Annotated in this window: 28 protein-coding genes; 18 read left to right on the top strand and 10 right to left on the bottom strand. The window is 55.1% G+C overall.

The features are described 5' to 3' along the window. The first annotated feature begins 93 nt into the window (after window positions 1–93). The 5 genes from ACO05M_RS10850 to ACO05M_RS10870 all read left to right on the top strand — a co-directional run bounded on the left by ACO05M_RS10850 (window position 94) and on the right by ACO05M_RS10870 (window position 5,179). Window positions 94–1,062, top strand: coding sequence for a M23 family metallopeptidase (locus ACO05M_RS10850; protein ID WP_421862395.1), 969 nt, complete (start codon window positions 94–96; stop codon window positions 1,060–1,062). Then, complete coding sequence (locus ACO05M_RS10855; RefSeq protein ID WP_421862397.1) at window positions 1,059–1,628, top strand: polymer-forming cytoskeletal protein; 570 nt, start codon at window positions 1,059–1,061, stop codon at window positions 1,626–1,628. Before ACO05M_RS10850 ends, ACO05M_RS10855 begins: the two co-directional genes overlap by 4 nt. Before the next feature lie 165 nt (window positions 1,629–1,793). Beyond that, the gene (locus ACO05M_RS10860; protein ID WP_421862400.1) at window positions 1,794–3,200 is read left to right on the top strand and encodes a sodium:proline symporter; all 1,407 of its coding nucleotides are present in this window, start codon (window positions 1,794–1,796) and stop codon (window positions 3,198–3,200) included. Then, a complete protein-coding gene (locus ACO05M_RS10865; RefSeq protein WP_421862403.1) occupies window positions 3,197–4,036 on the top strand; it encodes a metallophosphoesterase family protein in 840 nt (279 codons plus the stop codon). The genes ACO05M_RS10860 and ACO05M_RS10865 overlap by 4 nt, the downstream gene beginning before the upstream one ends. Before the next feature lie 150 nt (window positions 4,037–4,186). After that, window positions 4,187–5,179, top strand: a complete 993-nt coding sequence (locus ACO05M_RS10870) for a glycosyl transferase family protein (RefSeq protein WP_421862406.1) — start codon at window positions 4,187–4,189, stop codon at window positions 5,177–5,179. A 42-nt stretch (window positions 5,180–5,221) separates the two neighbouring features. Here ACO05M_RS10870 and ACO05M_RS10875 read toward each other — a convergent pair whose 3' ends face one another. Beyond that, window positions 5,222–5,926, bottom strand: a complete 705-nt coding sequence (locus ACO05M_RS10875; RefSeq protein WP_421862409.1) for a substrate-binding periplasmic protein — start codon at window positions 5,924–5,926, stop codon at window positions 5,222–5,224. A gap of 119 nt (window positions 5,927–6,045) precedes the next feature. On the opposite strand from ACO05M_RS10875, the gene ACO05M_RS10880 reads away from it, so the two are divergent. Together ACO05M_RS10880 and ACO05M_RS10885 are read left to right on the top strand one after the other, a co-directional pair. Further along, a complete protein-coding gene (locus ACO05M_RS10880) occupies window positions 6,046–6,342 on the top strand; it encodes a hypothetical protein (protein WP_421862412.1) in 297 nt (98 codons plus the stop codon). 70 nt (window positions 6,343–6,412) lie between these two features. After that, window positions 6,413–7,114: a TIGR01621 family pseudouridine synthase gene (locus ACO05M_RS10885; protein WP_421862414.1), complete on the top strand. Its 702-nt coding sequence runs from the start codon at window positions 6,413–6,415 to the stop codon at window positions 7,112–7,114. A gap of 7 nt (window positions 7,115–7,121) precedes the next feature. Here the strand turns inward: ACO05M_RS10885 and ACO05M_RS10890 are convergent, their stop codons facing one another. Both ACO05M_RS10890 and ACO05M_RS10895 read right to left on the bottom strand, forming a co-directional pair. Then, window positions 7,122–7,367: a hypothetical protein gene (locus tag ACO05M_RS10890; protein WP_421862417.1), complete on the bottom strand. Its 246-nt coding sequence runs from the start codon at window positions 7,365–7,367 to the stop codon at window positions 7,122–7,124. A 195-nt stretch (window positions 7,368–7,562) separates the two neighbouring features. Further along, the gene (locus tag ACO05M_RS10895) at window positions 7,563–8,888 is read right to left on the bottom strand and encodes a TIGR03013 family XrtA/PEP-CTERM system glycosyltransferase (protein WP_421862419.1); all 1,326 of its coding nucleotides are present in this window, start codon (window positions 8,886–8,888) and stop codon (window positions 7,563–7,565) included. 371 nt (window positions 8,889–9,259) lie between these two features. Here ACO05M_RS10895 and ACO05M_RS10900 point away from each other — a divergent pair, with 371 nt between their 5' ends. Further along, window positions 9,260–9,634: a HopJ type III effector protein gene (locus ACO05M_RS10900; protein ID WP_421862422.1), complete on the top strand. Its 375-nt coding sequence runs from the start codon at window positions 9,260–9,262 to the stop codon at window positions 9,632–9,634. A gap of 57 nt (window positions 9,635–9,691) precedes the next feature. On the opposite strand, the gene ACO05M_RS10905 is transcribed toward ACO05M_RS10900, so the two are convergent. The 4 genes from ACO05M_RS10905 to ACO05M_RS10920 all read right to left on the bottom strand — a co-directional run bounded on the left by ACO05M_RS10905 (window position 9,692) and on the right by ACO05M_RS10920 (window position 12,878). Beyond that, a complete protein-coding gene (locus ACO05M_RS10905) occupies window positions 9,692–10,135 on the bottom strand; it encodes a hypothetical protein (RefSeq protein ID WP_421862425.1) in 444 nt (147 codons plus the stop codon). An 80-nt stretch (window positions 10,136–10,215) separates the two neighbouring features. Then, entirely contained in the window at window positions 10,216–10,497 is a 282-nt protein-coding gene (locus ACO05M_RS10910; RefSeq protein WP_421862427.1) for a hypothetical protein, read from the bottom strand. A 66-nt stretch (window positions 10,498–10,563) separates the two neighbouring features. Continuing rightward, window positions 10,564–11,124 carry a hypothetical protein gene (locus tag ACO05M_RS10915; protein WP_421862428.1) on the bottom strand — a complete coding sequence of 187 codons (561 nt, stop codon included), beginning with the start codon at window positions 11,122–11,124 and terminating at the stop codon, window positions 10,564–10,566. Between the two features lie 158 nt (window positions 11,125–11,282). Continuing rightward, window positions 11,283–12,878 (bottom strand): isocitrate lyase, encoded by a 1,596-nt coding sequence (locus ACO05M_RS10920; RefSeq protein WP_421862431.1) that lies wholly within the window; start codon window positions 12,876–12,878, stop codon window positions 11,283–11,285. A 278-nt stretch (window positions 12,879–13,156) separates the two neighbouring features. Between ACO05M_RS10920 and ACO05M_RS10925 the strand changes: the two genes are divergently transcribed. Then, the gene (locus ACO05M_RS10925) at window positions 13,157–14,104 is read left to right on the top strand and encodes a LysR family transcriptional regulator (RefSeq protein WP_421862434.1); all 948 of its coding nucleotides are present in this window, start codon (window positions 13,157–13,159) and stop codon (window positions 14,102–14,104) included. Window positions 14,105–14,306: 202 nt separating this feature from the next. Then, window positions 14,307–16,496 (top strand): malate synthase G, encoded by a 2,190-nt coding sequence (locus ACO05M_RS10930; protein ID WP_421862436.1) that lies wholly within the window; start codon window positions 14,307–14,309, stop codon window positions 16,494–16,496. 114 nt (window positions 16,497–16,610) lie between these two features. Here the strand turns inward: ACO05M_RS10930 and ACO05M_RS10935 are convergent, their stop codons facing one another. Beyond that, complete coding sequence (locus ACO05M_RS10935) at window positions 16,611–16,826, bottom strand: hypothetical protein (RefSeq protein WP_421862438.1); 216 nt, start codon at window positions 16,824–16,826, stop codon at window positions 16,611–16,613. A 159-nt stretch (window positions 16,827–16,985) separates the two neighbouring features. Here ACO05M_RS10935 and ACO05M_RS10940 point away from each other — a divergent pair, with 159 nt between their 5' ends. Together ACO05M_RS10940 and ACO05M_RS10945 are read left to right on the top strand one after the other, a co-directional pair. Further along, window positions 16,986–18,107, top strand: a complete 1,122-nt coding sequence (locus ACO05M_RS10940; protein WP_421862441.1) for a phosphoserine transaminase — start codon at window positions 16,986–16,988, stop codon at window positions 18,105–18,107. 113 nt (window positions 18,108–18,220) lie between these two features. After that, window positions 18,221–19,387: a phosphoglycerate dehydrogenase gene (locus ACO05M_RS10945; RefSeq protein WP_421862444.1), complete on the top strand. Its 1,167-nt coding sequence runs from the start codon at window positions 18,221–18,223 to the stop codon at window positions 19,385–19,387. Between the two features lie 238 nt (window positions 19,388–19,625). Here ACO05M_RS10945 and ACO05M_RS10950 read toward each other — a convergent pair whose 3' ends face one another. After that, window positions 19,626–20,240: a flavin reductase family protein gene (locus tag ACO05M_RS10950; protein ID WP_421862447.1), complete on the bottom strand. Its 615-nt coding sequence runs from the start codon at window positions 20,238–20,240 to the stop codon at window positions 19,626–19,628. 192 nt (window positions 20,241–20,432) lie between these two features. Between ACO05M_RS10950 and ACO05M_RS10955 the strand changes: the two genes are divergently transcribed. Further along, entirely contained in the window at window positions 20,433–20,654 is a 222-nt protein-coding gene (locus ACO05M_RS10955; RefSeq protein ID WP_421862449.1) for a hypothetical protein, read from the top strand. Window positions 20,655–20,690: 36 nt separating this feature from the next. Here ACO05M_RS10955 and ACO05M_RS10960 read toward each other — a convergent pair whose 3' ends face one another. After that, window positions 20,691–21,479: an enoyl-CoA hydratase gene (locus ACO05M_RS10960; protein WP_421862452.1), complete on the bottom strand. Its 789-nt coding sequence runs from the start codon at window positions 21,477–21,479 to the stop codon at window positions 20,691–20,693. A gap of 355 nt (window positions 21,480–21,834) precedes the next feature. Between ACO05M_RS10960 and rpoS the strand changes: the two genes are divergently transcribed. The 5 genes from rpoS (at window position 21,835) to ACO05M_RS10985 (ending at window position 25,946) form a co-directional block, all read left to right on the top strand. Next, the gene (gene rpoS, locus ACO05M_RS10965) at window positions 21,835–22,779 is read left to right on the top strand and encodes an RNA polymerase sigma factor RpoS (protein WP_421862455.1); all 945 of its coding nucleotides are present in this window, start codon (window positions 21,835–21,837) and stop codon (window positions 22,777–22,779) included. A 128-nt stretch (window positions 22,780–22,907) separates the two neighbouring features. After that, window positions 22,908–23,321, top strand: coding sequence for a PaaI family thioesterase (locus ACO05M_RS10970; RefSeq protein WP_421862459.1), 414 nt, complete (start codon window positions 22,908–22,910; stop codon window positions 23,319–23,321). 43 nt (window positions 23,322–23,364) lie between these two features. Next, window positions 23,365–24,138: an SDR family oxidoreductase gene (locus ACO05M_RS10975; protein ID WP_421862461.1), complete on the top strand. Its 774-nt coding sequence runs from the start codon at window positions 23,365–23,367 to the stop codon at window positions 24,136–24,138. A gap of 30 nt (window positions 24,139–24,168) precedes the next feature. Then, window positions 24,169–24,612 carry a YtoQ family protein gene (locus ACO05M_RS10980; protein ID WP_421862464.1) on the top strand — a complete coding sequence of 148 codons (444 nt, stop codon included), beginning with the start codon at window positions 24,169–24,171 and terminating at the stop codon, window positions 24,610–24,612. 120 nt (window positions 24,613–24,732) lie between these two features. Beyond that, window positions 24,733–25,946, top strand: a protein-coding gene (locus tag ACO05M_RS10985) for an IS3 family transposase (protein ID WP_421862467.1) whose coding sequence is annotated in 2 segments (ribosomal slippage) — window positions 24,733–25,075 and window positions 25,075–25,946 — 1,215 coding nt in all. Because the reading frame shifts where the segments join, the coding sequence is not laid out codon by codon here. The last annotated feature ends 6 nt before the right edge of the window (window positions 25,947–25,952 follow it).

A 25,952-nucleotide genomic window follows, 5' to 3' on the forward strand; every position in this document is an offset into this window, starting at 1 on the left:
TGGCTGTTTTGTACGGCATCCGGATCGCTATAATTCGATCTATTACCACCACCAAATCGACGCTACGTTTTGAATACCTGAGACGGCATCCCTGTGCGTAAACGTCTGCTAATCACCTTGACCACGGCCCGGGGCTCCCGGCAGTTGTCGCTCAATCTAGTTGCCCGCTGTCTGCTGCTGCTGTTTGTGCTGATGCTGTTGGCCAGCTTCTTTATCAGCAATGCGCTGTTGGTTAAAACCTCCGACGAACTCCATAGCCTGACCGCCGACTATCAGAAGCTCGGTAGCCTCTACACCGGTGTGCTGGGAAGTCACGAGACGGTCCAGACCGAGCTGGATAAATTGTCGCTCAATCTGACCAGTCTGGAACAGGAGCGAAATAGTCTGCAGCAGGTCAACGAGGCCTGGAGTCAGCCGCTTCGACAACTGGAGCTGGCCATGGGGCTGGAGCCTGCCGAGACGATGACCATCGAACGCAGTCAGCAACTGCAGCAGATGGCCAACGAGCGGCTGTTTATGCTGCACGGTATTCCCAATGGCTATCCGGTCAAGATGAAGCGACTGACGGACGGTTTCGGAATGCGCAAGCATCCGCTCACCGGCCAACGAAAGCATCATAATGGGGTCGATTTTCCGGTGGACACGGGCACCCCGATCTATGCGACTGCCGACGGGGCCGTGGAGTACGCCGGCTACCATAAAAAAAGTGGTTTCGGATACCTGGTGATTATCAACCACAATTTCGGCTTCAAATCCTACTACGCCCATATGAAAAAACGGCCCAAAGTGCGCAGCGGCCAGTTGGTACGAAAGGGGGAGTTGATTGGTCAGAGTGGTAACTCGGGTAAATCTACCGGACCACACCTTCATTACGAAGTCCGCTATCTGTTCAAACCGCTGAATCCGGTTCCGTTTCTAAACTGGAGTTTGCATAATTACGACCAGATCATGACACAGGAAAAGGCCGTCGCATGGGATGGTTTAAAAAAGATGCAGCCGCTGAACCAGCTGGCGCTGCCGTCACTATCATCGCCCGAGGACATAAGCTCAGCGGACAAATGAGCCTCGATGGTAAGCTCCATATCGATGGTTTCTTCGAGGGCCATATCCGGACCCTGGACAGCATTACCATCGGTCGTCGAGGCGAGGTCAGAGGCGTTGTTGAAGCGCGCCAGATCAGTGTCAGCGGCTTGCTCGATGCGGAAGTTCATTGCGATGAGCTGAATGTCGAGCGAGACGGTCGGGTTCGTGGGGTTGTTCATAGCCGTCAGATGTCGATCCACAAGCGCGGATGCTTTATCGGTGAGCGGGCGTTGACGGCCGATTCGTCGCTGATGACTCCGGGTCAACTGGAGCAACTGCATCCTGACAGCGTGTCGATCACTCCATCCCTGGTGCAGGATTCGTCGGTCATTGAACTACCCGCAGCCGTTCCTCTGGCCGAGGACGGTGCCGGGCCCTCGGACTCTGACTCGGGGTTGGGAGCCACCAAAGAGGGGCAGTTGACTCAGATGTTGGAGCAGATGCTGGGAGAGGTGCCGACGGTTGGCGATAAGGCCGGTACGCGAAAGGCGACCGGCACCCGTAAAGCGGACAAGACGGAGCCTGATTCCGATCCCGCTGATTGAGCTTTCCTGACGCTGATTCTAAAGGCCGCTTGAGCGGAAAGCGGTTTTCTTGCTGTTTTCATAGGGTTTTTTATCTCAAGCTGTAACGGATCTGACCCCGTTGCGTCTAGACTTCGTCTGTCCGCTAATGGGCAATCGATTTTATCCAGAAAGTAAGGGGAACCTATGGATTACGCGTTACCGCTGCTGGTCGCCGTGGTGGCCTTGGGATCAGTGATGTTGAGCGCCAATGCTCGTCATCAAGGTGCTTTTTTCCGGGGGCAGTCGGCCGATGGTCAGGCGCCCGGATTGTTGACGTTGATCTTCTCCCAGGTCACAACCTGGGTGTTTGCCCGTTCATTGATGAATGCGGCTATCTTGGGCTTTTACTACGGCCTCTGGGGTACGCTGGCCTACGCCGCTTACTACCTTTCCTTTCTTACCGGCGGCCGGATCATCGATAGCCTGCGTTTCGAGCACGGTTTTGACAGCGTACAGGATTTTCTACGGGCACGGTTCGGTCGCTGGGGAACCGGCTGCTATAACGTGGTCGTCGGAGTTCGTCTGATCAGCGAAGTATTCGCCAATCTGCTGGTTATCGGCCTGTTGTTCGGCGTCGCCGGCAGTCAGGGATATGTGCTGGCGATTGTCGGTTTTGCGCTGGTTACACTGTTCTATTCGATGCTGGGTGGATTGCGGGCCTCACTGCGCACCGACCTTTACCAGATGATGATCTTCCTGCTGGTGCTGGTGTTGCTACTGGCCTTGACCTTCAGCAGCGGTCATTTCGCCGTTGCCGACCTGATGTTCAAGCCGTTTGAGATCGATGAGCCGGGTCCGATCCTGTTGTTGGTTGCCTTGCTGCAGGTTTGGTCTTACCCGATGCATGATCCGGTCATGATGGACCGTGGATTTCTGGCGGACCGGAAAACCACCAGTAGCAGTTTCCTGCATGCGGCCTGGATCAGCAGTTTCTGTATTCTGGCATTCGGCTCTCTGGGTATCCTGGCCGGTGCCCATGCCGGCAGCGGCGAAGCCATGAATGAGGTGTTGACCCGTCTGCTGGGTGAGCTGCCGATGCTGGTGTTCAATATGGCGCTGGTGATCTCGGCGATGTCGACCCTCGATAGCACGCTATCCAGCTCGGCCAAACTGGTTGCGGTCGATATGGGCGTACTCAAGCCGGAGGTCCGAAACGGTCGTACGGTGATGGCGCTGTTTATGGCCTTGGGGCTTGGGTTTGTTTTCCTGGGAAACAAAGATCTGTTCAGTGCGGTGGCAGTCAGCGGGACGGCTTCCATGTACCTGGCCCCGGTTATTTTCTTTTCGCTTTGGGGTAAGCGCCGTGATATTCCGGTCTGGAGCTATCTGGTCAGCTTTGTCCTGGCGCTGGGTGGGGCGGTGCTCTACTTTACCGAGTCCTCCGGGTACAGCGCGCTGCTGGGCGATAGCCACAAGTACACCAAACTGTTGTGGATCTCGGCTGTCGTTCTGGTGGGTGGCTGCCTGGCCTTCTGGCTCGGTGGTTTGTTGACGCCCGCCAACCAGCCGCCGAAGTCTCGCAATAACGCCCTGGGTTCCGCTGCCGGATGATAACGCTCGATCTTGGGCGTTTGCAGGGGCCGCTGCTGATCTTTGGCGGCCCGTATGGCAACCTGCAGGCCACCCAGGCGCTTCGGCGTGAGGCGGAACGCTTGGGAATTGCCCCGGATCAGATTATCTGCAACGGTGATCTGGTGGCTTATTGCGCCGAGCCGCAGCAGACGGTCGATTACCTCCGCCGCTGGGGAGTGGTGATGATGCAGGGTAACTGTGAGCAGTCCCTGGCGGACGGATCGCTCGACTGCGGTTGCGGGTTCGAGCAGGGCTCGACCTGCAGCTTGCTGTCGCAGCAGTGGTATCGCTTCTGTATGGAGCAAACCCTGCAATCAACACGTAGCTGGATGGGCTCGTTGCCGGAGCAGATCCGGTTTGAACTGGCCGGTAGAACATGTCAGGTCATCCACGGTGGCTTGAGTCGCAACAACCGTTTCCTGTTCTCTGACACCGATGAGCAAGCCTTCGCCGAAGAGCTGAGCTTGACCGATGCGGAGCTGATCATCGGCGGGCACTGTGGCATTCCGTTTGGACGTGCTCTGTCCGGCAGGCATTGGCTCAATAGCGGTGTTATCGGGATGCCGGCAAACGATGGTAGTCGTGATGGTTGGTATCTGCTGTTGGAGACCACGGATGAGGGCGGTTTGAAGGCCTGCTGGCATCGTTTGGCCTATGACGCAGAGCAAGCGGCGCAGCAAATGCGACTGCATGGGCTGGATAATGGCTATGCCAAGGCTTTGCTGAGCGGAGTCTGGCCCAGCAACGACGTGCTACCTACACCCCTGAAAGCGCTTCAGGGACAGCGTCTGACACTGTCTCCCCTGTTTATCTGATTCCCTGAGATAGCAACGCAAGCGATTGTTTTTGCGCCGGCTACTGACATCGGGTCGTTCGAATCGATAGAATCTATCCTGTATTGCAGTCGGACCTGTTGCAGGTGGATCTGGAGCTGCTTCCGTTAGCCATTGATAAGAAACTGATTTATGACGAATACCGAACATCCATTTGCACCCTTTGTGCGGATTCTTGGCAAGGGTAAAAAAGGCTCTCGATCACTGACCGCCGAAGAAGCTCAGCAGGCGATGTCGATGATTCTTGATCATCAGGTTACGCCGGAACAGCTGGGCGCATTTCTGATGCTGCTGAGGGTCAAAGAAGAGAGCCCGGAAGAGCTCAGCGGCTTCGTCAACGCGGTGCGCGAGCAGATGCGTACACCGCCTCCGGTGCAGGCCGACCTGGATTGGTCCACCTACGCGGGCAAGAAGCGCCATCTGCCCTGGTATTTCCTCGCAGCATTAACGCTGGCCGACAGTGGCGTCAAGGTCTGTATGCATGGAGCGCGGGGTCATACGCCGGGGCGTATCTATGTTGAAGATCTGTTGGGTCAGTTCGGGCTGAAGGCGGCTCGAAGCTGGTTTGATGCCGAGCTCGACCTGAATGAAACCGGGCTTTGCTATCTGCCGTTGGAGCTGATCAGTCCTGAGCTGGCGCGGATCATCAATCTGCGTCCGATTCTCGGTCTGCGTTCACCGGTGCATACCCTGAGTCGACTGATCAATCCACTGGATGCACCCTATCGCATCGATGGCGTGTTCCATCCCGCCTATGGCCCGATGCACCAGCAAACCGCTCAGCTGCTGGGGCAGAGCGATAGCGTAACGATACGTGGTGACGGTGGGGAGGCGGAGATCCGTCCAGACGCCGACTGCACCCTGCAGTGGGTTAAGCAGGGTGAGTATGAGGATCAGGTTTGGCCGCGGCTGCTAAGTAAGCGTTTGACCCGGCCTGATAACCTCGATCCCAGCGACCTGCTGGCGATCTGGAAGGGTGAGAAAAGCTGCGAATACGGGGAGCATGCGGTGACAGAAACCCTCGCCGTTTGTTTAGTGCTGATGCGTAAGGCTGATTCGATTGAAACTGCCCGAGAGCGCTCGCTGACTTTATGGCAGCAGCGAAATCGAGAGCGCTATGGTTAGGCTGCTTGCCTTGGCGTGACTGACCACGGATCCTAGATTAGATCAGCGGTCAGCAAGTACCTCATCGAGACGCCGAATGAGATCCTGATCGGTGTACTTGGGTGAAAGGACAAAATAAATATCCCAGTCCTTGACGTTTTGAACACCAAGTTGATCAACCGGTGCCTCTAGCAGGGCGGCCTCAGCTGGGCGCCGGTAACCTAGCATATAATCCCCCTGTTGCTGCGATAGCAACTCGAAGGCGTGTCGATGATCTTTAGCCATCTGCAATTTGATTTGATTGGCGGGATCACTCAGTTGGCGGAACAATCCGCCATAGCCGTAGCCCCGGATAACAATCACTCGCTTACCCTGCAGATCCTTTAGGCTGGAAACTGGGGGTTTATCACCGATCCAATAACTGTTGAGTTGTAGATTGCCGACCGGGTTGAGGCTGTAACGGGCGCGTTCGAGCAACAAGGGATGCTGTATTAGCATCAGAAGGTCAGTTTCCCCGTTGATGTGGCGCTCTAATAATTTACCGGTGGGATCGAAACGTCCCTGCCAGCGACAGCCCAGCTTAGTCATTACTCGATCAAGCTCATCGATCAGAATACCTTCGGCGTCCCCTGTTTCCGTTTCGCTGTAAAACGGAGGGAACTCGAAGAAACCGACCCGAATGGGGTTGCTGCCGCAAGCGATAGCGCTGGTCGGTAAGCTGCTCAGGCCCAGCAGAAGAAGGGCGAGTAACGATAGTCTTTGCTTCATAGAACGAAACTGCTCTGATCGTCCGTGGATTCGCTGCCCTAACAGTCAGTTCTGATGGGCTCACAGGTGGGCATGGCCTTGTACCTGTCGGGCTATACTTGGGTTGTGCGCTTGGCCTTTTGAGATTCCTGCTTTTCGCACTGCTTGTTAGCATCGGCTCTGTCCAGGCCTCGCAACCCTTAGTCTGCGATGTTAAGGGAAGTGATGATCGTTTTCTACTCTATCAGGAGCAGCGTATCTATCGTTCCGAGCGATACGAGGTTTATGCACTGATGGGGGGGCTGACGTTGGCCACCGTTGCCCGAGATTCGTTGAAATTCCAGCGTACCTCTCAGCTGAACCTGTTGCCTCAACCCGATCGGTTACAGCTGTTTGAAGGCCAATGCCGTTACTCCATTGAAGCCGAAGCCGATTGAATCCTAACAGGTCGCTGAGTCACCCCTTGAAAGTCTGCTAGACTGCCCGCCAAATTTTCAGGAGTCAGTGATGCCGAGCGATTTCGAAATTGTTGATGTTCAACCGGGCTTTGTCGTCATCGATAAATCTGCCGGGGTAGGCTTTCATCAAGAAGCTGATCAGCCGGGGCTGGTATCTCAGGTCGAAGCTTGGTTGGGTGAGTCCAAGCTCTATCCCGTGCATCGGCTGGATCGGATGACATCGGGCCTGTTGTTGCTCGCAACCAGCCCGGCTGCCGCCGAACAGTTGAATCGTCAGTTTCGGCTGGGTTTGGTTAAAAAGTATTATCTGGCCCTTTCTGATCGCAAGCCGAAAAAGAAACAGGGTCTGATTAGCGGAGATATGGACAAGGGGCGCCGGGGCAGCTGGCGTCTGTTGAAGACAAAACAGAATCCGGCCAAGACCCGTTTTTTCAGTTTCGGTCTCGGAAATGGTTCGCGACTCTATCTCTTAAAACCCCTGACCGGAAAAACCCACCAGTTAAGGGTGGCGCTGAAAAGTATCGGTGCGCCCATTTTGGGTGATAAGCGTTATTACCCGAACGATCCGCAGCATCGGTTGGCAGAAGTGGATCGTGGCTATCTACATGCCTACGCCGTTAAGTTTGAATTCGATGGCAAGCCATGTCGTTATCTGCTGCCGCCAAGGCAGGGGCTTAGATTTATCGACAAGGCATTGAACGATCAGCTTCAAGTGCTGGGCGATCCGGAACAGCTTCCGTGGTCAGAGTAACCTGTTGTCAGAGGGATTCATCAAGGATGGTGAATGACAAAAAGGTCGTGAACAGGCCAAGGGTGATGATGAAGTGGGTAATAGGAAATACCAGCATCAGAATGCCGCAAGCGATCCAGAGCGCACGGACAATCTTCTTTTTGGCACGGTAGCGTGGTGTTTTGGTCGAGGCCGCCGAGTCGGCATAGCCGCGACCGGAACTCCACATTACTCGCAGCATTTGCAGCAGCAGGAAGGCTCCTGTAGGCATCATGCAATTCCACATTATTGATCTGATGATGAAACTATAGCACCGGCGCTACTCACCGTTGATTGGGTGGCCAGTCACCGAAGACGAAACACGTCGGATAATCATGCGCTGATGGGGAGCAGGAGCGGGTTGTCAGATCGGAAGCTTGGGAGCGTCGTTGATGCTCGATCTAAGCTTTATCTTAGCGATATCAGGGGCTCAGCGAGCCCCTTTGCCGAATAGCACCACTTCCATGGTTTCGATCAGAATCATGGTGTCGAGCAGGAAGCTGAAATTCTTGATGTAATAGAGGTCGTACTGCAGTTTTTCCTGCGCGTCTTTGGTTGATCCCCCGTAGGAGTAACAGATCTGGGCCCAGCCGGTCAGCCCCGGTTTAACCATATGGCGATCACCGTAGTAGGGGATCTCTTCGGTCAGCTTGTCGACGAATTCGGGACGTTCGGGGCGTGGGCCGACAAAACTCATGTCCCCAAGTAGGACGTTCAGCAGCTGTGGCAGTTCATCGATACGGTATTTGCGGATAAAGGCACCGACTACGGTAACCCGATCATCGTTTTTGCGTGCCCAAACGGCACCGTTGGACTCCGCATCGACCCGCATGCTGCGGAACTTGAAGATCTGGAACGGCTCACCGTTCAGGCCCACACGGGTTTGTGAATAAAAGATCGGTGCACGAGGACCGCTCTCCAACATGATCAATAGTGTGGTGATTAGGGTAAGCGGTAGGGTGACCACCAGCATGGCAACGCTGATACAGACATCGAACAGTCGCTTAAAGGCTCGGATCACGGCATCGTTAGTCTTGTAGCCGCGGGAGTAGATGATCCAGCTTGGGCTGAGCAGGTTCAACGGAATCTTACCGCACTCTTTTTCGATGAAGGTGGTGACATCGGTGACGTAAGTGCCACCCACACGGCAGCGGTAGAGTTCATCCATGGGCAGAGCACCACGGCGTTGGTCAGCGGCGATCACGATCTCATCGATATGGTTTTTCTCGGCATACTCCCGAAGACGTTTCATATTCACTTTGCGTCGTTTCTCTTCGGGGATGGCGGTTTCAACGTCCGACATCGGAACGAAACCCAGCAGGTTGAAGCCCCGTCTGTCATTGGCGCGTCGCAAGCGTTGTTCGATAATCTGGGCCTTCTCGCCGGCGCCGAGCACCAGTACCCGGCGACGGATGAAGGCGGTCTTGGCCAGCTTGCTGAAGCAGTAGCGGATAATGCAGACGATAAAGAATGACAGTACCAGCGAGATGATAATCGCTTTCGGGGCGATATCGAGAAACGGAATAAAGTAGAAGAATACGGCCTGGGCAACCGAAGCCAGAGCGAAGCTGATAAAGATACGCGCCAGTTGTTCATGGGGTTCGCCACGTTGGCGAGCATGATAGAGCCCCATGCCGGCCATCGACAGGGTGACCACCAGCACGAAGGTGATACAGTCGGCGCAAAGCAGGTGGTCAAAAAAGCCGATGTAGTTGGTGCCGGAGAAGTTGATCCCCAAGAAGAGGCAGGACAGCATCGCAACGGATTCAAAAACCGCAAGTCCAAAATAAGTGTGTTTTACAGAAGGCTTTCGAACCCTGGAAATCTTGGACATGCTCTCCTTTCCTTAACGCTAGAATCCCCTTTCTTGAGACTACGGGACAACAAGAAAAAAGCGATGATATTCGATGCAGCGATGGGAGTATAGCAGTGCCGGTTGTCAATTTATTTTACAGTTTGAAATTTTCGCCACATTTAATGCCTTTTACTTGTCGAAATCTGGCAGCCGTCGGGGCTTTGTACGCGACTTGGGCATCTAAAAGGGCTGGGGTCGATGATTCTGCTGGAAGGAGGATTGATGAGAGCTGACTCACCCCCTATGCTTGCGGCTATCTTTCGGATTGCAATTTGAAACAGCTTAATGAAAAGGAAGTAGCTATGCAGGTGGAGCAGTTTTTAGACCGCGCTCGGGCGCTGGAACCGATACAATTTAGCGAATTGATGGCGCTGATTGAGCAGTATTATGACTATTCTCCAACGGCTTTCAGCAACGGTGGACTGCAGAATGCTGAAGATCAGAATCAGGGGTCCTGTAAGCTGCTGGCTTTTGCCAAACTACATCAACTAACCGTTGAGCAGACGCTGAACCTATTTGGCGATTTTTACCATCTGGAAGTTGTGGGCGATCCGAAAGGTGAGGCCCACGGGAACATCCGAGCCTTTATGCAAACGGGGTGGGAAGGGGTCTGCTTTGATTCTGAACCGCTGCGTTTACGGGGCTAGCCGCGGAGTTTGGTTTACAGGCCTGCATATTTAGCGGGCCTGTAGCTTCAGGCTGATCTAGGCAGCCTGGTTTTGGTTCAACTGCTGACGCAAGCATTCCAGCGCCTCTGCCGCGCAGGCAGTAATATTGTCGCATGGCTGGCCCAGCGGTTGGTGTTGCTTGAACCAGCTGAATCTGGGGCATTTTACCAGTATGTAACCCTTCTCTTGCAGGCGCTCAGCGCGTAGCTCTTCCAGCGGCAGTTCTCTCAGCTGTTCTAAACTCACGCTGTGGTGCTGCTGATCTTCGATTCGCAACTCACCGGTTAACGCCAGCTGGTAGCGGCTCTGATCGGCCAGTGACTCGGCCTCCAGAATTACCTCAAGATGATACTCGGTATTGCTGCCCAGCAGGCAAGCCAATTGGATGGCTTCGATCTGGTCGTGTTGATGGAAGGGTTCGGTGGAAAAAAAGTAGCCGTCGGTGGCCAGAGCGAAATCCGTCGCTGTTTGATGCGGCATCCTTAAAGCCTCGTTGTTGTTATTCTGGGTATATTTTGGGGCGCTACTCTACTGGATTAACCCGATGAATGCTAGGGCTATTAGTCGGGGTTGACGATCTCAATCAAGCCGTTGTTCTGCATCACCTGATAAACCTTACGTGCCCGCTTGGCCAGTTTTTGAATATCTCCCAAGCTGGGCTGTTCACCACGGTCGAGTCGGGTCTGCCACTCTTCAAGCTCCATGTCGATGAACTCCAATAGCTTTTTTGAACAGCCTTGGCAGGGGCCGCGACACAACTGCGCCTCGTCCATCTCAAACGGAAGCGCCTGGCGAATTTGCGCCAGCAAGAGTCGCATCGCGGTGTGACAATCCGGTTTCATCGATGGTTGATGTTGTGTTCAGATGGGAGCGGCAGTAACGATCTCCGTGTTACTGCCGCTGTTTGATCAGGAGGCGATGGGCTGGATCTGTTCGGGCGCCACATCCTGATCCAGATAGGCCATTCCGAGAATGTTGAGGTATGCCATCCGATCGGCGCTGCGCAGGTCGATCTCAGGAGCTGCGAGGCCGCAACGTTCATAAATCGCAGCCACGAAGGGGAGGTATTTTTCCCCTTCGATCAGCAGCAGGCTGGCGGCGCCGACGTCGGGCCTGACTTTGGCATTGATCTCGTCCGGTAGATTGACCGCCAACACGATCGGCTGCTCTTCACCTTCAAAGCGGACGCTGCGGTCGCGAACGGTACGCTCCGCCCAGTAGTAGGCCAGCTCTTTGCTTTGGGTCAGGAAAACCGGTTCGATCGATTCGGTGTAGCTGTTACCAATGGTGGCCATGGTCTGCTTGGCGGCTTGCTTCATGGCTTTATCGCCGGAGCGCTTCAGGCCGTTTTCAACGATCGAGTCGACCAGGGCCGATGAGGTGCCGTGATACCAAACCTGGCCGGTAGCGAATCCGCTTTGGCTTAGAATCTGTTCAGCATCCTGAAGGTGTTCGGGGGTCTGGGTCATGAAAATTCTCACAATTGAATCTAGGTGTGCGTCACGCAGAGGTGGCGACGTAGGCTATGGAGAGAATGGTAATAAAAAAAAGCCCCGCGGTTAAGCGGGGCTAAAGAGGGTTATCTCTGTTTGGGCAGGCCGGGGTAAGCCCGCCCGAGATTCAGTGCTTAGCTGAACTGGTTGGAAGTGTTCTTCGCACCGCCAGCTTTCAGCGCGTTCTCACCCGCGTAGTACTCTTTGTGGTCGTCGCCCAGATCGGAACCAGCCATGTTCTGGTGCTTAACACAGGCGATACCCTGACGGATCTCTTTACGCTGAACGCCTTCAACGTAGCCCAGCATTGCCTTGTCACCGAAGTACTCTTTCGCCAGGTTGTCTACAGACAGGGCGGTGGTGTGGTAAGTCGGCAGAGTGATCAGGTGGTGGAATACGTTCGCTTCGCGAGCGGTGTCCGCCTGGAAAGTCTGGACGCGAGCGTCAGCTGCGGCAGACAGTTCAGAGTCGTCGTACTCGGCGCTCATCAGGTTGGCACGGTCGTAAGCGGAAACATCCTTACCTTCAGCGGCCCATGCATCGTAAGTCTGCTGACGGAAGTTCAGGGTCCAGTTGAAGGACGGCGAGTTGTTGTAAACCAGCTTCGCATCCGGGTGAACCTTGCGAACTTCGTCCATCATGTCCTTGATTTCGTGGACAGTCGGAACCGCAGTTTCGATCCACAGCAGGTCAGCGCCGGCATTGATCGCTTCGATACAGTCGAAGACGCAACGCTCGTGGCCAGTGCCCTGACGGAACTGGTACAGACCGGAAGGCAGACGCTTCGGGCGAACCAGCTTGCCGTCGCGGCTGATCAGTACATCACCTTCTTTGGTGTCTTCCGGTGCAACTTCTTCGCAATCCAGGAAGGAGTTGTAAACGTCACCCTGGTCACCCGGCTCGCGGACAACAGCGATCTCTTTGGTCAGGCCAGCACCTTCGGAGTCGGTACGGGCAACGATAACACCGTCATCAACACCCAGTTCCAGGAAGGCGTAACGCAGGGCGCGCAGCTTGGCGTGGAAGTCGGCGTGAGGAACGGTAACCTTACCGTCCTGGTGACCACACTGCTTCTCGTCAGCAACCTGGTTTTCGATCTGCAGACAGCAAGCACCAGCTTCGATCATCTGCTTGGCCATCAGGTAAGTCGCTTCTGCGTTACCGAAACCAGCGTCGATGTCAGCAACGATCGGTACAACGTGAGTTTCGTGGTTGTCGATCTGGCTCTGGATTTCAGCTTCTTTAGCAGCATCACCGGCTTCACGGGCCTTGTCCAGCTCGCGGAACAGGCCGCCCAGTTCGCGGGCGTCAGCCTGACGCAGGAAGGTGTACAGTTCTTCAACCAGGGAGGCTACAGCAGTCTTCTCGTGCATGGACTGATCCGGCAGCGGGCCGAAGTCAGAACGCAGAGCAGCAACCATCCAACCGGACAGGTACAGGTAGCGACGCTCAGTGGAACCGAAGTGCTTCTTGATAGAGATCAGCTTCTGCTGACCAACGAAACCGTGCCAGCAACCCAGTGACTGGGTGTACTTGGTCTTGTCCTTGTCGAACTCAGCCATGTCGCGACGCATGATGCCGGCGGTGTACTTGGCGATATCAAGACCAGTCTTGAACTTGTTCTGCGCACGCATACGGGCTGCGGATTCAGGGTTGATTGCATCCCAGGGGTTGCCGTGGTTATCGCACAGGGCGGCGATGGATTCGATGTCTTTGCTCAGTGATGACATGGTCTCTCCTCACTTGCGTTATTGTCGCATCAGTTCATGTTTTAAGAGGTGCGCTACTGTGTAGAGCTGAGTCGACTATAACCCTGGGATTTCCATCATTGAAATTTATATTGCATATGCTTGCTATTCTTTTTGTGAATGGTTGACGGTTGCCAGCACTGAAATTGAATAAATCCACGAGGTTTGGTGAGAGAAGTAAGGTAGTTGGCAGCTAAATAATTTATCCTGTTTATCACCCTTATAGCGGGTATCCATTTGCTGAATAGAACTGAGTTGCCATGAATCTCGACCGTATCGACCTGAACCTGCTTGTCTATCTCGATGTACTACTGCGTGAACGTAGTGTGACTAATGCAGCAAACCAGTTGGGATTAAGCCAACCGGCGATGAGTAACGGTCTGCGTCGTCTGCGGGACCTGCTGGGCGATCCGCTGCTGGTTCGTACCAGCGATGGTATGACGCCGACCGAGCGCGCCAACGAACTGCAGCCGCTGGTTCGTGAAGCCTTGGCCCAGTTGGAAAAAGCGTTGCAGCCCAAACAGCCGTTCGATGCCGCCCAGACCGAGCGGGTGTTCCGGATCATGGCCAGCGATTACGCCGAAGCCACCCTGTTTCCGGCAGTGTTGAAGCGGATTCGAGATGTCGCTCCCGGAGTCGCACTGGACATCATGACCCCCAGTGACGTCAGTTTCTTGGATGTGGAGCAGGGCAAGGTCGATATGGTGATCAACCGTTTCGATGCCATGCCGCAATCCTTCCATCAGAAGACCATCTGGCACGATGGCTTTTCCTGCGTGCTGAGCAGCAGCAACCCGATCTGTGAGCAGTTCGATCTCGACCACTATATTGAAGCCAACCATATCTGGGTCAGCAAAACCGGTTTTGGCGCCGGGGTCGGGATCAACCCGCAGGACGTTCAGCGCCTGGGCTGGGTTGACGGGGCGCTCAACAAACTGGGCAAGAAACGCAATATCACTGTGTTCACCCGCCACTACCAGACTGCGATGCTGTTAGCGGAGCAGGAAGACCTGGTGGTGACGCTACCGACCCGAGCGGCCAATCTACGACAACACTCTAAAGGGATGGTGATCAAGCCCCCGCCGTTCCCGATCCCTGAGATCGAGCTGAAGATGGCCTGGAGTCCACTGCTGCAGCACAACCCGGGCCATCAGTGGTTGCGCAATGTAATCAGCGAAGTGGCGGAGACAGTGCCCGAAGCGATTTGACGCTGCCGTGCTTTGGCGCTGTGGTGTTGAAGGCTTGGTTTAGCATTCATGCAACAAATACCGGGGATTCTTTTGATAATCTAGGTAAATTGTTGCGCCCGCTATAGAATCGGTTGATAACTATTGGCCGATGTGACCTCGGATTGTCTCTTGAACACGACGAGCCAGATTTTATAACCCACTGAACCTTAGAGGGATTCCTATGACTCAGCGCACCCAAGTAGGTGGACTTCAGATTGCAACCGTTCTGTATGACCTGATTGCCGATAAGGTGGCGCCGGGGACCGGTGTCGAACCGCAGGCGTTCTGGACCGCTTTCGAGGAAATCCTGACCGATCTGGCGCCGAAGAATCGGGCGTTGTTGGCCAAACGCGACCAGCTTCAGGAGCAGATCGACGACTGGCATCGCAATCAGAATAACGGCCAAGGGGGCGCCGGTGACTTCGCCGACTACAAAGCCTTCCTGCAGCAGATCGGCTACCTGGTACCTGAAGGACCGGATTTTGAAATCAGCACCGAAGGTGTCGAGCCGGAAATCGCCAACCAGGCCGGACCGCAGCTGGTTGTGCCGATCATGAACGCCCGCTTTGCCCTGAATGCGGCCAACGCGCGCTGGGGTAGCCTCTACGATGCTCTTTACGGCACCGACATCCTGCCTGAAACCGACGGCGCCGAGAAAACTGCACAATTCAATCCGGTACGTGGTGCCAAAGTGGTCGAGTACGCCCGTGCCGTGTTGAACGAAGCTGCGCCGCTCAGTGTTGGAGATCACAGCCAGTCCAGCGGTTATGCCATCGTTGACGGTCAGCTGCAGATCACCCTCAAGGGGGGCGAGCAGAGTGCGCTGAGCGATCCGGCTCAGCTGGTGGGCTACCAGGGCGATGCCGCCAACCCGACGGCAATTCTGCTGGTACACAACAATCTCCATATCGAAATTCAGATCGACCGCGATCACCCAATCGGTAAGACCGATGCCGCCGGTGTTAAGGACCTGGTTCTGGAAGCGGCTCTGACCACCATCATGGATTGCGAAGATTCGGTGGCCGCGGTTGATGCCGATGATAAGGTTCTGGCCTACAGCAACTGGCTGGGCCTGATGCGCGGTGATCTGGAAGAGGTGATGGAGAAGGGTGGCAAGACCATCACTCGCCGTCTGAACGACGACCGTCGTTATACCACCACCGATGCTTCCGAGCTGGTCCTCAAGGGTCGTTCAATGCTGTTTGTCCGTAACGTCGGCCATCTGATGACCAATCCGGCCATTATCGACAAAGACGGTAATGAAGTACCTGAGGGGATCATGGATGGTCTGGTCACGGCACTGATCGCCATGCACGATCTAAAAGGGAACGGACAGCTCAACGGTAACAGCATCTGCAACTCCAGCGCTGGCAGCATCAATATCGTTAAGCCGAAGATGCACGGCCCGGAAGAGGTGGCCTTTACCAACGAACTATTCGGTCGCATCGAAGATGCCCTGGGGCTACCACGCTTCACCATGAAGGTCGGCATCATGGATGAAGAGCGCCGTACCTCGGTTAACCTGAAAGAGTGTATCCGTGCGGCTAAGGATCGGGTTGTGTTCATCAACACCGGCTTCCTTGATCGTACCGGTGATGAGATTCACACCAGCATGGAAGCCGGTGCCTTTGCACCGAAGGGTGATCTGAAAACGCTGCCGTGGATCCTGGCTTACGAAGATCAAAACGTGGATGTGGGACTGGCTTGTGGTCTGCCGGGCAAAGCCCAGATCGGTAAGGGCATGTGGCCGGTGCCGGACAACATGGCCGACATGATGGAAGCCAAGATCGGTCACCCGATGGCCGGTGCCAACACCGCCTGGGTTCCGTCCCCGACCGCCGCTACGCTGCACGCGCTGCACTACCACAAGGTCAGCGTGCCGAGCCGTCAGCAGGAGCTGCGCAGCCGCGCTCGCGCTAATGTAGACGATATCCTGACCATCCCGCTGTTGGGTGATCGTCAGCTCAGCGCCGACGAGATCCAGAAGGAGCTCGACAACAACGCCCAGGGTATCCTCGGCTATGTGGTCCGCTGGGTTGACAGTGGGGTCGGTTGTTCCAAGGTGCCGGATATCAACAACGTCGGCCTGATGGAGGATCGTGCCACTCTGCGGATCTCCAGCCAGCATATCGCCAACTGGTTGCGCCACGGCATCTGCACCGAAGAGCAGGTCATGGCGACGTTGAAGAAGATGGCCGCCGTGGTTGATCAGCAGAACGCTGCTGATCCCGGCTACCGAGCCATGGCACCCAGCTTCGATGGTATCGCCTTTGAAGCGGCTTGCGATCTGGTCTTCAAAGGCTGTGAGCAGCCCAGTGGCTATACCGAGCCGCTGCTGCACGCACACCGTCAGGCGGTTAAAGCTCAGTAATCACCGCCAAGTCGGGACACCTTGAAAGAGAGCCTTCGGGCTCTCTTTTTTATTTCCGCTAAAGGCTGTGAAAGGCATCCGTTGGATGGCGCTGATGGCTGGTAATAGAACCAATCAATCCGACCCGGGCTGGCAACGGCAGTAGATCAGTTCCAGCTTGGCCAGACAGGCAAAGACCATCAGTCCGGTACCCAGGGTAAAGGCGCTGATTACTTCGATCCCGCCGGGCAGATAATAGTGTCCCAGTAGGCGGAACAGCCCAGCCAGTACGCAGATCAAAATGCCCAGAATGGCGGCCGTATTGCCCCCGAGCAATAACAATCGAGCCATGGTTCTCTCCTTTGATAATGGCTGAAACTCAAAGCCTAGCCCAAGGTGTTGATTTTAGCCGTTTCGTATGATCTCTGACTTTGAGAAGAGGGCGTTTTTCGGTACTATCGGGCTACCTTTTTTTTGCGATGCGCAATAGCAACTCAGTGAGGAACTCCCGTGGAAGCACGTCCTGCCGTCAAACCCCAGAATCCTAATTTCTCATCCGGTCCTTGCAGTAAACGCCCCGGTTATTCCGTGGCGCAACTGGATACTGCTACCTTGGGTCGTTCGCACCGTTCCTCGTTGGGCAAAGCTGCACTGCAAAAGGCTATCGACGATACCGCCGACCTGCTCGGCCTGCCTGAGGGCTACCGGGTCGGTATCGTACCGGCTTCTGATACCGGTGCGGTGGAGATGGCACTATGGAGCCTGCTGGGCGCACGTCCGATCGATGTCTGCTCCTGGGAGTCTTTCGGTGCCGGTTGGCATGGTGATATCACCAAGCAGTTGAAACTGGAGGTCAACCATATCAGCGCCGACTACGGCCAGCTGCCGGATCTGAGCCAAACCAATCCGGACCACGATATTGTGTTCACCTGGAATGGCACCACCTCCGGGGTTAAGGTCGATAGCGCCGATTGGATCAGCGACGATCGCCAGGGCCTGACCATCTGCGATGCCACCTCGGCGGTGTTCGCGATGGAGATGCCTTGGGAGAAGCTCGATGTGGTCACTTTCAGCTGGCAGAAAGTGCTGGGTGGAGAAGGGGCCCACGGAATGTTGATCCTGAGCCCCCGGGCGGTCGAGCGTTTGGAAAGCTACACCCCGGCATGGCCGCTGCCGAAGATTTTCCGGTTGACCAAAGGCGGAAAACTGATCGAGGGTATCTTTAAAGGCGCCACGATCAATACACCATCGATGCTGGCTGTTGCCGACTACCAGGATGCGCTGGATTGGGTGCGTGAAATCGGTGGTGTCTCCGCCGCGATTGAGATCAGCAACGCCAGCCTGAAGGCGATCGAGTCCTTTGTCGATAGTCGTGACTGGATCCAGTTCCTGGCCGAGAACCCGGCTCAGCGCTCCAACACCAGTGTTTGTCTGACCTTGGATCTTAGCGATGACGAGGTTAAGGCGCTGGTCAAACTGCTGGATGCCGAAGGGGTTGCTTACGATATCGGTGCCTACCGCGATGCGCCTGCCGGCCTGCGGCTTTGGTGCGGTGCCACGGTTAATACGGCCGATATCGAAGCGCTGCTGCCCTGGCTTGAATGGGGCTACCACCAGGTCAAGAACAGCTAACGCACGATTTTTAAACGGCCCTTTTTAGGGCCGTTTTGCTGTCAGCCCAGCGTAGGCTGGCAGCCAATAACTAGATCGACATAACTATTCTAATTCTCCAAGTAAGGCCCACTATGTATCAGATACGAACTTACAACAGTATTTCCGTTAAAGGTCTGGACCGATTCCCCCGCGACAGCTACGAAATAGCCAGTGAACTGCCGAATCCGGACGCCTTCCTGCTGCGCTCGCAAAAACTTCACGACGTTGAATTCCCGGAAACGCTCAAAGCCATCGCCCGTGCCGGTGCCGGGGTCAACAATGTTCCTTTGGATCGATGCACCGAGCAGGGAATCGTGGTGTTCAACGCCCCCGGTGCCAATGCCAACGCGGTCAAGGAGCTGGTGCTGGCTGGCCTGCTGCTGGGCTCCCGAGATATCTATCAGGGGATGCGTTTCGTTGATGAGCTGGAACCGCAGGAGGGGCTCGATCCGCTGCTGGAAAAAGAGAAGAAGCGCTTTGCCGGCTCAGAGTTGCGTGGTAAGACCCTGGGTGTGGTCGGGCTGGGTAATATCGGCTCGCTGGTCGCCAATATGGGCTTGGATCTGGGAATGCAGGTTTGCGGCTATGATCCGGCGATTTCGGTCGAAGCAGCCTGGCGGTTATCGAGCCGGGTTCAGAAGATGGATAACCTCAATAGCCTGTTTGCCAAGTGTGATTACATCAGTCTGCACCTGCCGGCCATCGAAGCGACCAAGGGATTGATCAATGAATCCCTGCTGGCCACGGCAAAGCCCAATGCGGTGTTGCTGAACTTCGCCCGTGGTGAAATCGTCGACAAGCAAGCGATTCTGGCGGCTCTGAATGAAGAGCGTCTGCATCGTTACGTCTGTGACTTCCCGGCTAATGAGACGCTGGGCCATCCGAAGATGCTGCAGATGCCTCATATCGGGGCCAGTACGGCCGAAGCGGAAGAGAACTGCGCCATGATGGTGGCGGATCAACTGATCGATTTCCTGGAAAACGGCAATATCCGCAACTCGGTTAACTTCCCGCCGATTGAATTGGCTCGGACCACGCCGGTGCGCTTGACCATTACCAATCGCAATGTACCCAAGGTACTGGGTCAGATCACCGCCATCATTGCTGAGTACAACCTCAATATCGTCGATATGTTGAACAAGAGTCGTGATGACCTGGCCTACAACATCATCGACCTGGAAGAGGTGCCCTGTCAGGCATCGATCGATGCGCTGAGTGCGATCGAAGAAGTGATCAACCTACGGATGATCAGTCACTGAGGATGGTTTTGAACTAAGGCCGGCCAGGCGGCCGGGTTGCCGCCTGCTGCGGGTTCCACCGGCCTTAGCGGATGCTGACCAATCAATGGTAATCCTCAACCGCGGGCTCTTTTTAGATCGCAGGTGCTCCATTCGGAGCCCCTGCGACTGAAACTTTTTCAGTTGCAAACCGACCGGTCTCAATAAAATTGGAACGCTCGTTTGATTGCCGGGAAAGACTCGGGTATGACGGCCGGCGTTACATTGGCCGCTTGAGGGTGATGATCTCACCGCATCCCATATACTCCGAGGCACCCAACCGGGCCACCGGATTGAGTCGGCTGGTATCGAGTTTTAAACGCCCCTTGTCATCCCGAGTGGCGACCTGATCGTCGATGTAGATCTGCTTGATCTCACCAAAGATCAGTGACTGAGCGCTATTGCCGATCTCATCGATACGGTACAGCTCGCACCCGAAGGCCACCCGACTGTCCTTGAGTCTGGGGAGCGGGAATCCTTCGAAGGTGGCGGTTTCCAGATTTAATTCATCAACTTCAGAAATCTCGGCGGGCAGGGTCATCGAACTCTGGTTCATGACTTCGAGTTGTTCCGCACTGGTAATATGAACCACGAAATGTCCACGCTGCTCAATATTGACGCGGGTATCTTTGTGGCTGCCGTCCGGTTTTTTTCCCACCGAGATCATCAGTAGCGGCGGGTCGCTGCATACGGCGCTGAAATAGGAAAACGGAGCCAGATTGAGTTTGCCGTTGGCATGTTCCGACAAGACCCAGGCAATCGGTCGAGGCACCAGGGTCTGAATCATATTGAAGTAAACCTGATTGGGGTTTAGTTCGGCGAGATCGATATACATATCAAAGAATCCGTATTGAAAAATTTTCCTACAGTCCGGCCATCCTGGCAGGCCCGAAAATTGGCCGCTAGAGCAGCTGCTATGCTTTATGGCAGCGTGTCAGATCGTTGCGGTTGTGTCTATCCAAGAACCTAATTTACGGCGTTTGTGGTTCCGTTAATAGGTAGAGCTCATTTTACGTGAGGTTAGAGCGTGGAGTTCTCTGAAGTCTATCTGGGTCAAAAGATGGGGGCCTTGAAAGAGGTCATTCTGCAGCCGAAACCGGACGGCTGGATAATGCTATTACGTGATGAAGATGATGGGCTGTTGCCGTTAACCTGGGGTGGACGGGCCTGCTTGTTTGACAGCCTCGCGCCGGCCACCGAGCTGGCCCATCTGATCGGATTCGATCACGTTCGGGTACAGCATCACTGATATCCGCATCCCATCTTGTTCAACAACTCATCTCGTTTAACTACTCCAGGTTGGTTTGCGTTTGGTTATAAAGGCATCGATTCCTTCGACCGCATCCTGGTGTTGCAGGTTACAACTCATTACCTGAGAGCAGTCCTCATAAGCGTTAGCCAAGGGTTGGTTCAGCTGGCGATAGAAAGCTTGCTTGCCGGTCTGAACACAGTATCCCGATTTGGCGGCGATGCTCTGTGCCAGCTCGGCGACGCAGGTATCCAACTCCTGTTCATCGACGATCCGGTTGATCAGACCGATCTGGTGAGCGCGTTCGGCGTCGATCATGTCACCGGTCAGTAGCATCTCCATCGCATGCTTGGGGGCGAGTGACCGGGTCAGGGCAACCATCGGGGTGGAACAGAACAGACCGATATTAACCCCCGGTGTAGCAAAGCGTGCGCCTTTCTCGGCCACTGCCAGATCGCAGCTGGCGACCAGTTGGCAGCCGGCTGCCGTGGCAATTCCATGTACCTGAGCAATGACCGGTTGGGGAATGTTGACCAGTGTCTGCATCAGGGTGGCGCAGCGCTCAAACGTTCGATGCTGGCGTTGGGCATCCTGATCCTGCGTCAGCTGTTTCAAATCATGGCCGGCGCAAAATCCCCGACCTGCGCCCTTGATGACGACGACTTTGCACTGGGGGTGTTTTGCCAGTGTTTGGAGCTGTTCGGTCATCTGCTCCATCAGTTCGTCCGACAAGGCGTTGTAGGCTTGCCCACGCTCCATGGTCAGCCAGGCAACTCCCTGTTCGATCTTGAGGCTGGTCAGACTCTTGGTGCTGGTGTCGAACATTAATCCGCTCCTTAGAACTTCAGTCATTCGGTTATTTTTTGTTTGAGTATACTGTGGTGTATGGCGACTGCTAACGCGACCAACGACTAAGGTTATCGTCTTATCGTGCGGGGGCTGTAGGGCGCACGATATCGATTCGGATCAAGAAAAAAGTAACAAAATGGTTTTTTTGTGATCATAGCTTTATAGGCTCGGGCTAATTGACATATGTAAATCGAGGGAATATGTTTCATTGAAACAATTACTTGCGCTAGGCCGAAGCTGAGCTATCTTATTCTTTACTGTTTTAGTAGGTTACTGATAAACAGGACTGGATAAAGCAGTATCCCTGCTAGTGAGATGGAAGGAATTAGCCATGGTTGTAGAAGAAGCGGTTACCGAAAACTTGGAGCAGTCTTCAGAGATCGCTGGTGGTCGGGGTTCGGGATCTAAGTTGAACAACCGTGACTGGACGGCTGACGATAAGGGCAGTCCGGATGCAACTCAGCTCTACCTCAACGAAATCGGTGCGGCCAAGTTACTGACCGCTGAAGAAGAGGTCTATTTCTCCCGTCGCTTCCATGCCGGTGATATGGCGGCCAAGCAGCGCATGATTGAGAGCAATCTTCGTCTGGTGGTCAAAATCGCCCGACGCTATCTGCATCGCGGTCTGTCGATGCTTGATCTGATCGAAGAGGGTAATCTGGGGCTGATTCGGGCGGTGGAGAAATTCGACCCGGACCGGGGTTTCCGTTTCTCCACTTACGCCACTTGGTGGATTCGCCAGAACATCGAACGTGGGATCATGAACCAGACCCGTACGATTCGACTGCCGGTTCATGTCACGAAAGAACTCAATACCTACCTCAAAGCGGAACGTGAGCTGGCCCAGGAGCTGGACCATGATCCGAGCTGCGAGGCCATTGCGGCTAAGGTCAACAAGCCGCTGGAGAAGGTGAAGCGGATGATGGAGCTGAAAGACAGCACCACATCCATTGACACCATGGTCGGTAACGACAAGAAAACCCCGTTGCAGGAGATCATCGCCGACACCCAATCGGAGAGTCCCGAGCAGTGGCTGCAAAATACCAACCTGTTCGGCCGCCTCGATGACTGGCTGCAGGAGCTGCCGGGTAAACATCGTGAAATCCTGCAGCGTCGTTTCGGCTTGAACGGTTACGAACTCTGCACGCTGGAGCAGGTCGGAGCCGAGGTCGGGCTGACCCGTGAACGGGTCCGACAGATTCAGATCGAGGCCCTGCGAATGCTGCGTGAGACCATGGAAAAGAATGGCTTGTGCAGCCAGGATTTAATGCAGTAACGCGAACACAGCACCCCATTCCAGAAACCGGCGGCCATAAACCGCCGGTATTTTTATGTATCATGGACAGCGATTCAGGCCCGACTCGAGGGCTGTTGCTTGGCCCTGTTATCACCGTAGGAACCTAAATGAAAGTTGATCAGATCAACGGCTTCCTGGCGGAAGCTTTTCCTTATGCCGATTTCACAGTCGAATCCGTGGGTAACAAACGGGCTGTGATCCGTCAGCCGATTTCGGCCAAGCATCTACGCCCCGGGGGAACGGTATCCGGGCCGACCATGATGATGGTGGTCGATGTGGCGCTCTACACGGCCATTCTGGGGGAGCTGGGTAAGGTTGAGATGGCGGTGACCACCAATCTGAACATCAATTTCCTGCGCAAGCCTGTGGCGGACCGTGACATCATTGGTGAGTGCCGTCTGCACAAAGTGGGACGCACGCTGGTGGTCGGCGAAGTCAGTATCTTCTCCGATGGCTTGGAAGAGCCTGTTGCGCATGCGGTCGGCACCTATGCGCTGCCTTCCGGCGACAGTGCTGGCTAAGCTAACCGATACGTAAAAACCGCAGCGATGTGAGACCGCCATTATGACTGAACCTGCCAGCAAACTTCTTCCTGCCGAGTCCGTCGTTATCATCACCGGCGCCTCCCGAGGCATCGGTGCAGCCTGTGCCCGTCTGATTGCCGCTCGTGGCTATCGGGTCGTGATCAATTACCGCCAGCAGGCTGATAAGGCGCTGGAACTGGTGGCGCAGATAACCAACGCCGGCGGTCAGGCACAGGCGATCTGCGCCGATGTGGCCAACGAAGCTGAAGTTGAAGCGCTGTTTCAGCAAGCCGACCATTTTGGCCGCTTGCATGGGTTGGTGAATAACGCCGGCATCCTGGACCGTCAGGCTCGTTTGGATGAGCTGGATGCGGCCCGACTGCAGCGGCTGTTTCAGGTCAACGTGGTAGGCAGCTTCCTATGTGCCAAACAGGCGGTGAAACGGATGTCGACCCGCTACGGCGGTGAGGGCGGTTCTATCGTCAACCTCTCTTCGGTGGCCGCGCGCCTGGGCGCCCCAGGCGAGTATATCGATTACGCGGCAACCAAGGGAGCGATCGATACGATGACGCTGGGGCTGTCGAAAGAGGTGGCGGCCGAAGGTATCCGCGTCAATGCGGTGCGTCCCGGCATCATCTACACCGACATCCATGCCGATGGTGGTGAGCCGGGAAGAGTCGACCGGCTGGGCCCGAGCCTGCCGATGCAACGGGGTGGGCAGCCCGAAGAGGTGGCCGAAGCGGTGTTGTGGTTGCTGTCGGAGCAGGCTTCCTATATAACCGGCAACTTTATTGACGCGGCCGGTGGTCGCTAGCCACAACTGATAAGAATTTAGGAGAGCATCATGTCCTGGAAGGTATACCTGTCCGGTGAGATCCACACCGATTGGCGCGAGCAGATCATCAAAGCGGCCGGTGCGGCTGGACTGCCGATCGAATTCAGCTCGGCGGTAACCGATCATGATGCCAGCGATGCTGCCGGTGATGTGCTGGGTGATGAGCAGAACGGTTTCTGGCGCGACCATAAATCGGCCAAGGTCAATGCGATCCGTACCAAGACACAGCTGGAACAGTGCGACCTGGCGGTGGTGCGTTTCGGTGACAAGTACAAACAGTGGAACGCGGCCTTCGATGCCGGCTTCTGCGCGGCGCTGGGCAAGCCCTATATCACGCTGCATAGCGAAGATATCATCCATCCGCTGAAAGAGGTTGACGGCGCGGCGATGGCTTGGACGCAGACCCCGGAGCAGGTGGTCGAAGTACTGAAGTATATCTGTCGAGAGAAGTAATAGATTTTTCCCTGTCGCAGGGCGAAGACAAAAAAGGCCGGCAATCGCCGGCCTTTTTTATTGGGCTTGTCCCGTCCTGAATAACGTTGACACTTTTCGATCATTAACTCGGGAAGTGACATGAAAACAAAGACTAAACGTACTCAGAAAGATTATTCCCTCGCCTTTAAATTGTCGGTTGTCGACCAAGTAGAAGCCGGTGAACTGTCCTATAAGCAGGCACAGCAGCGTTACGGCATCCAAGGTCGCTCAACCGTATTAGTTTGGCTACGTAAGCATGGCAGGCTAGATTGGTCTCAAGGATCAGATCACCAGGCAAAACTAATGTCAGACAAGCCTTCAGAACTTACCCCAGAGCAGCGGATCAAGGAGCTTGAGCAACAGTTGGCAGATGCCCAGCAAAAAGCGGAGTTCTTCGAAGCGGTGGTTGATGTGCTCAAACGGGATCACGGGGTCCGTGTCGTAAAAAAGCCTCGCGGCAAGTCATCGAAGAACGGCAGGTCACAGGGCTGACGGTTACTCGAGCTTGCCAAATCCTCGGTATCAGCCGACAGGCCTACTATCAGCAACGCCAGCGAGCGAAACAGCAAGCAAAGATGCGTTGTTCCATACTGAGCTTTGTTCAACGTGAGCGTATGCAGCAACCTCGGCTGGGAGCGCGTAAGCTACTGTCCCTGCTCAATGCCGAAACGGAATGTAAAATCGGCCGGGACAAACTATTTGAACTGCTCAGGGATCGCCGCTTATTGGTCCAGCGACGCCGGGCATATCACAAGACTACGCAGAGTCATCATCGTTTCTGGTGCCATCCTAACTTGCTAAAGCCCGGTGCAGAGCAAGAGCAAGCCACACGGCCAGAACAGATCTGGGTCGCGGATATCACCTATCTTCCAGTCAGGGACGGAGAGGCCTATCTGAGCCTGGTTACCGATGCGTATTCACGCAAAGTCGTCGGCTATCACGTACACGGTGATTTGAGGGCTGAGTCCGTATTAACGGCCTATCAGAAGGCCTTGGATGGTTACCAAGGTAGCGCCGGGCTTATCCATCACTCTGACAGGGGGATACAGTACTGTTCAAAGCGCTATCAGGCCGTACATAAGGAGCACGGTGTGCGTTGTTCGATGACGGATGGGTATGACTGCTATCAGAATGCGCTTGCGGAAAGAGTAAACGGGATTCTGAAAGGTGAGTATCTGCTGAGAAAGCCAGAGGATCTAGATCAGGCCACGATCATGGTTGATGAGTCGATCCGACTCTACAATACACGGCGGCCACATATGGCCTTAAAATACAAAACGCCCGATGAGGTGCATCGGGCGTTTTCAACCTGAAAGGAT

It is taken from the genome of Motiliproteus sp. (assembly GCF_965230735.1).
Taxonomy (GTDB): Bacteria; Pseudomonadota; Gammaproteobacteria; order Pseudomonadales; family Balneatricaceae; genus Motiliproteus.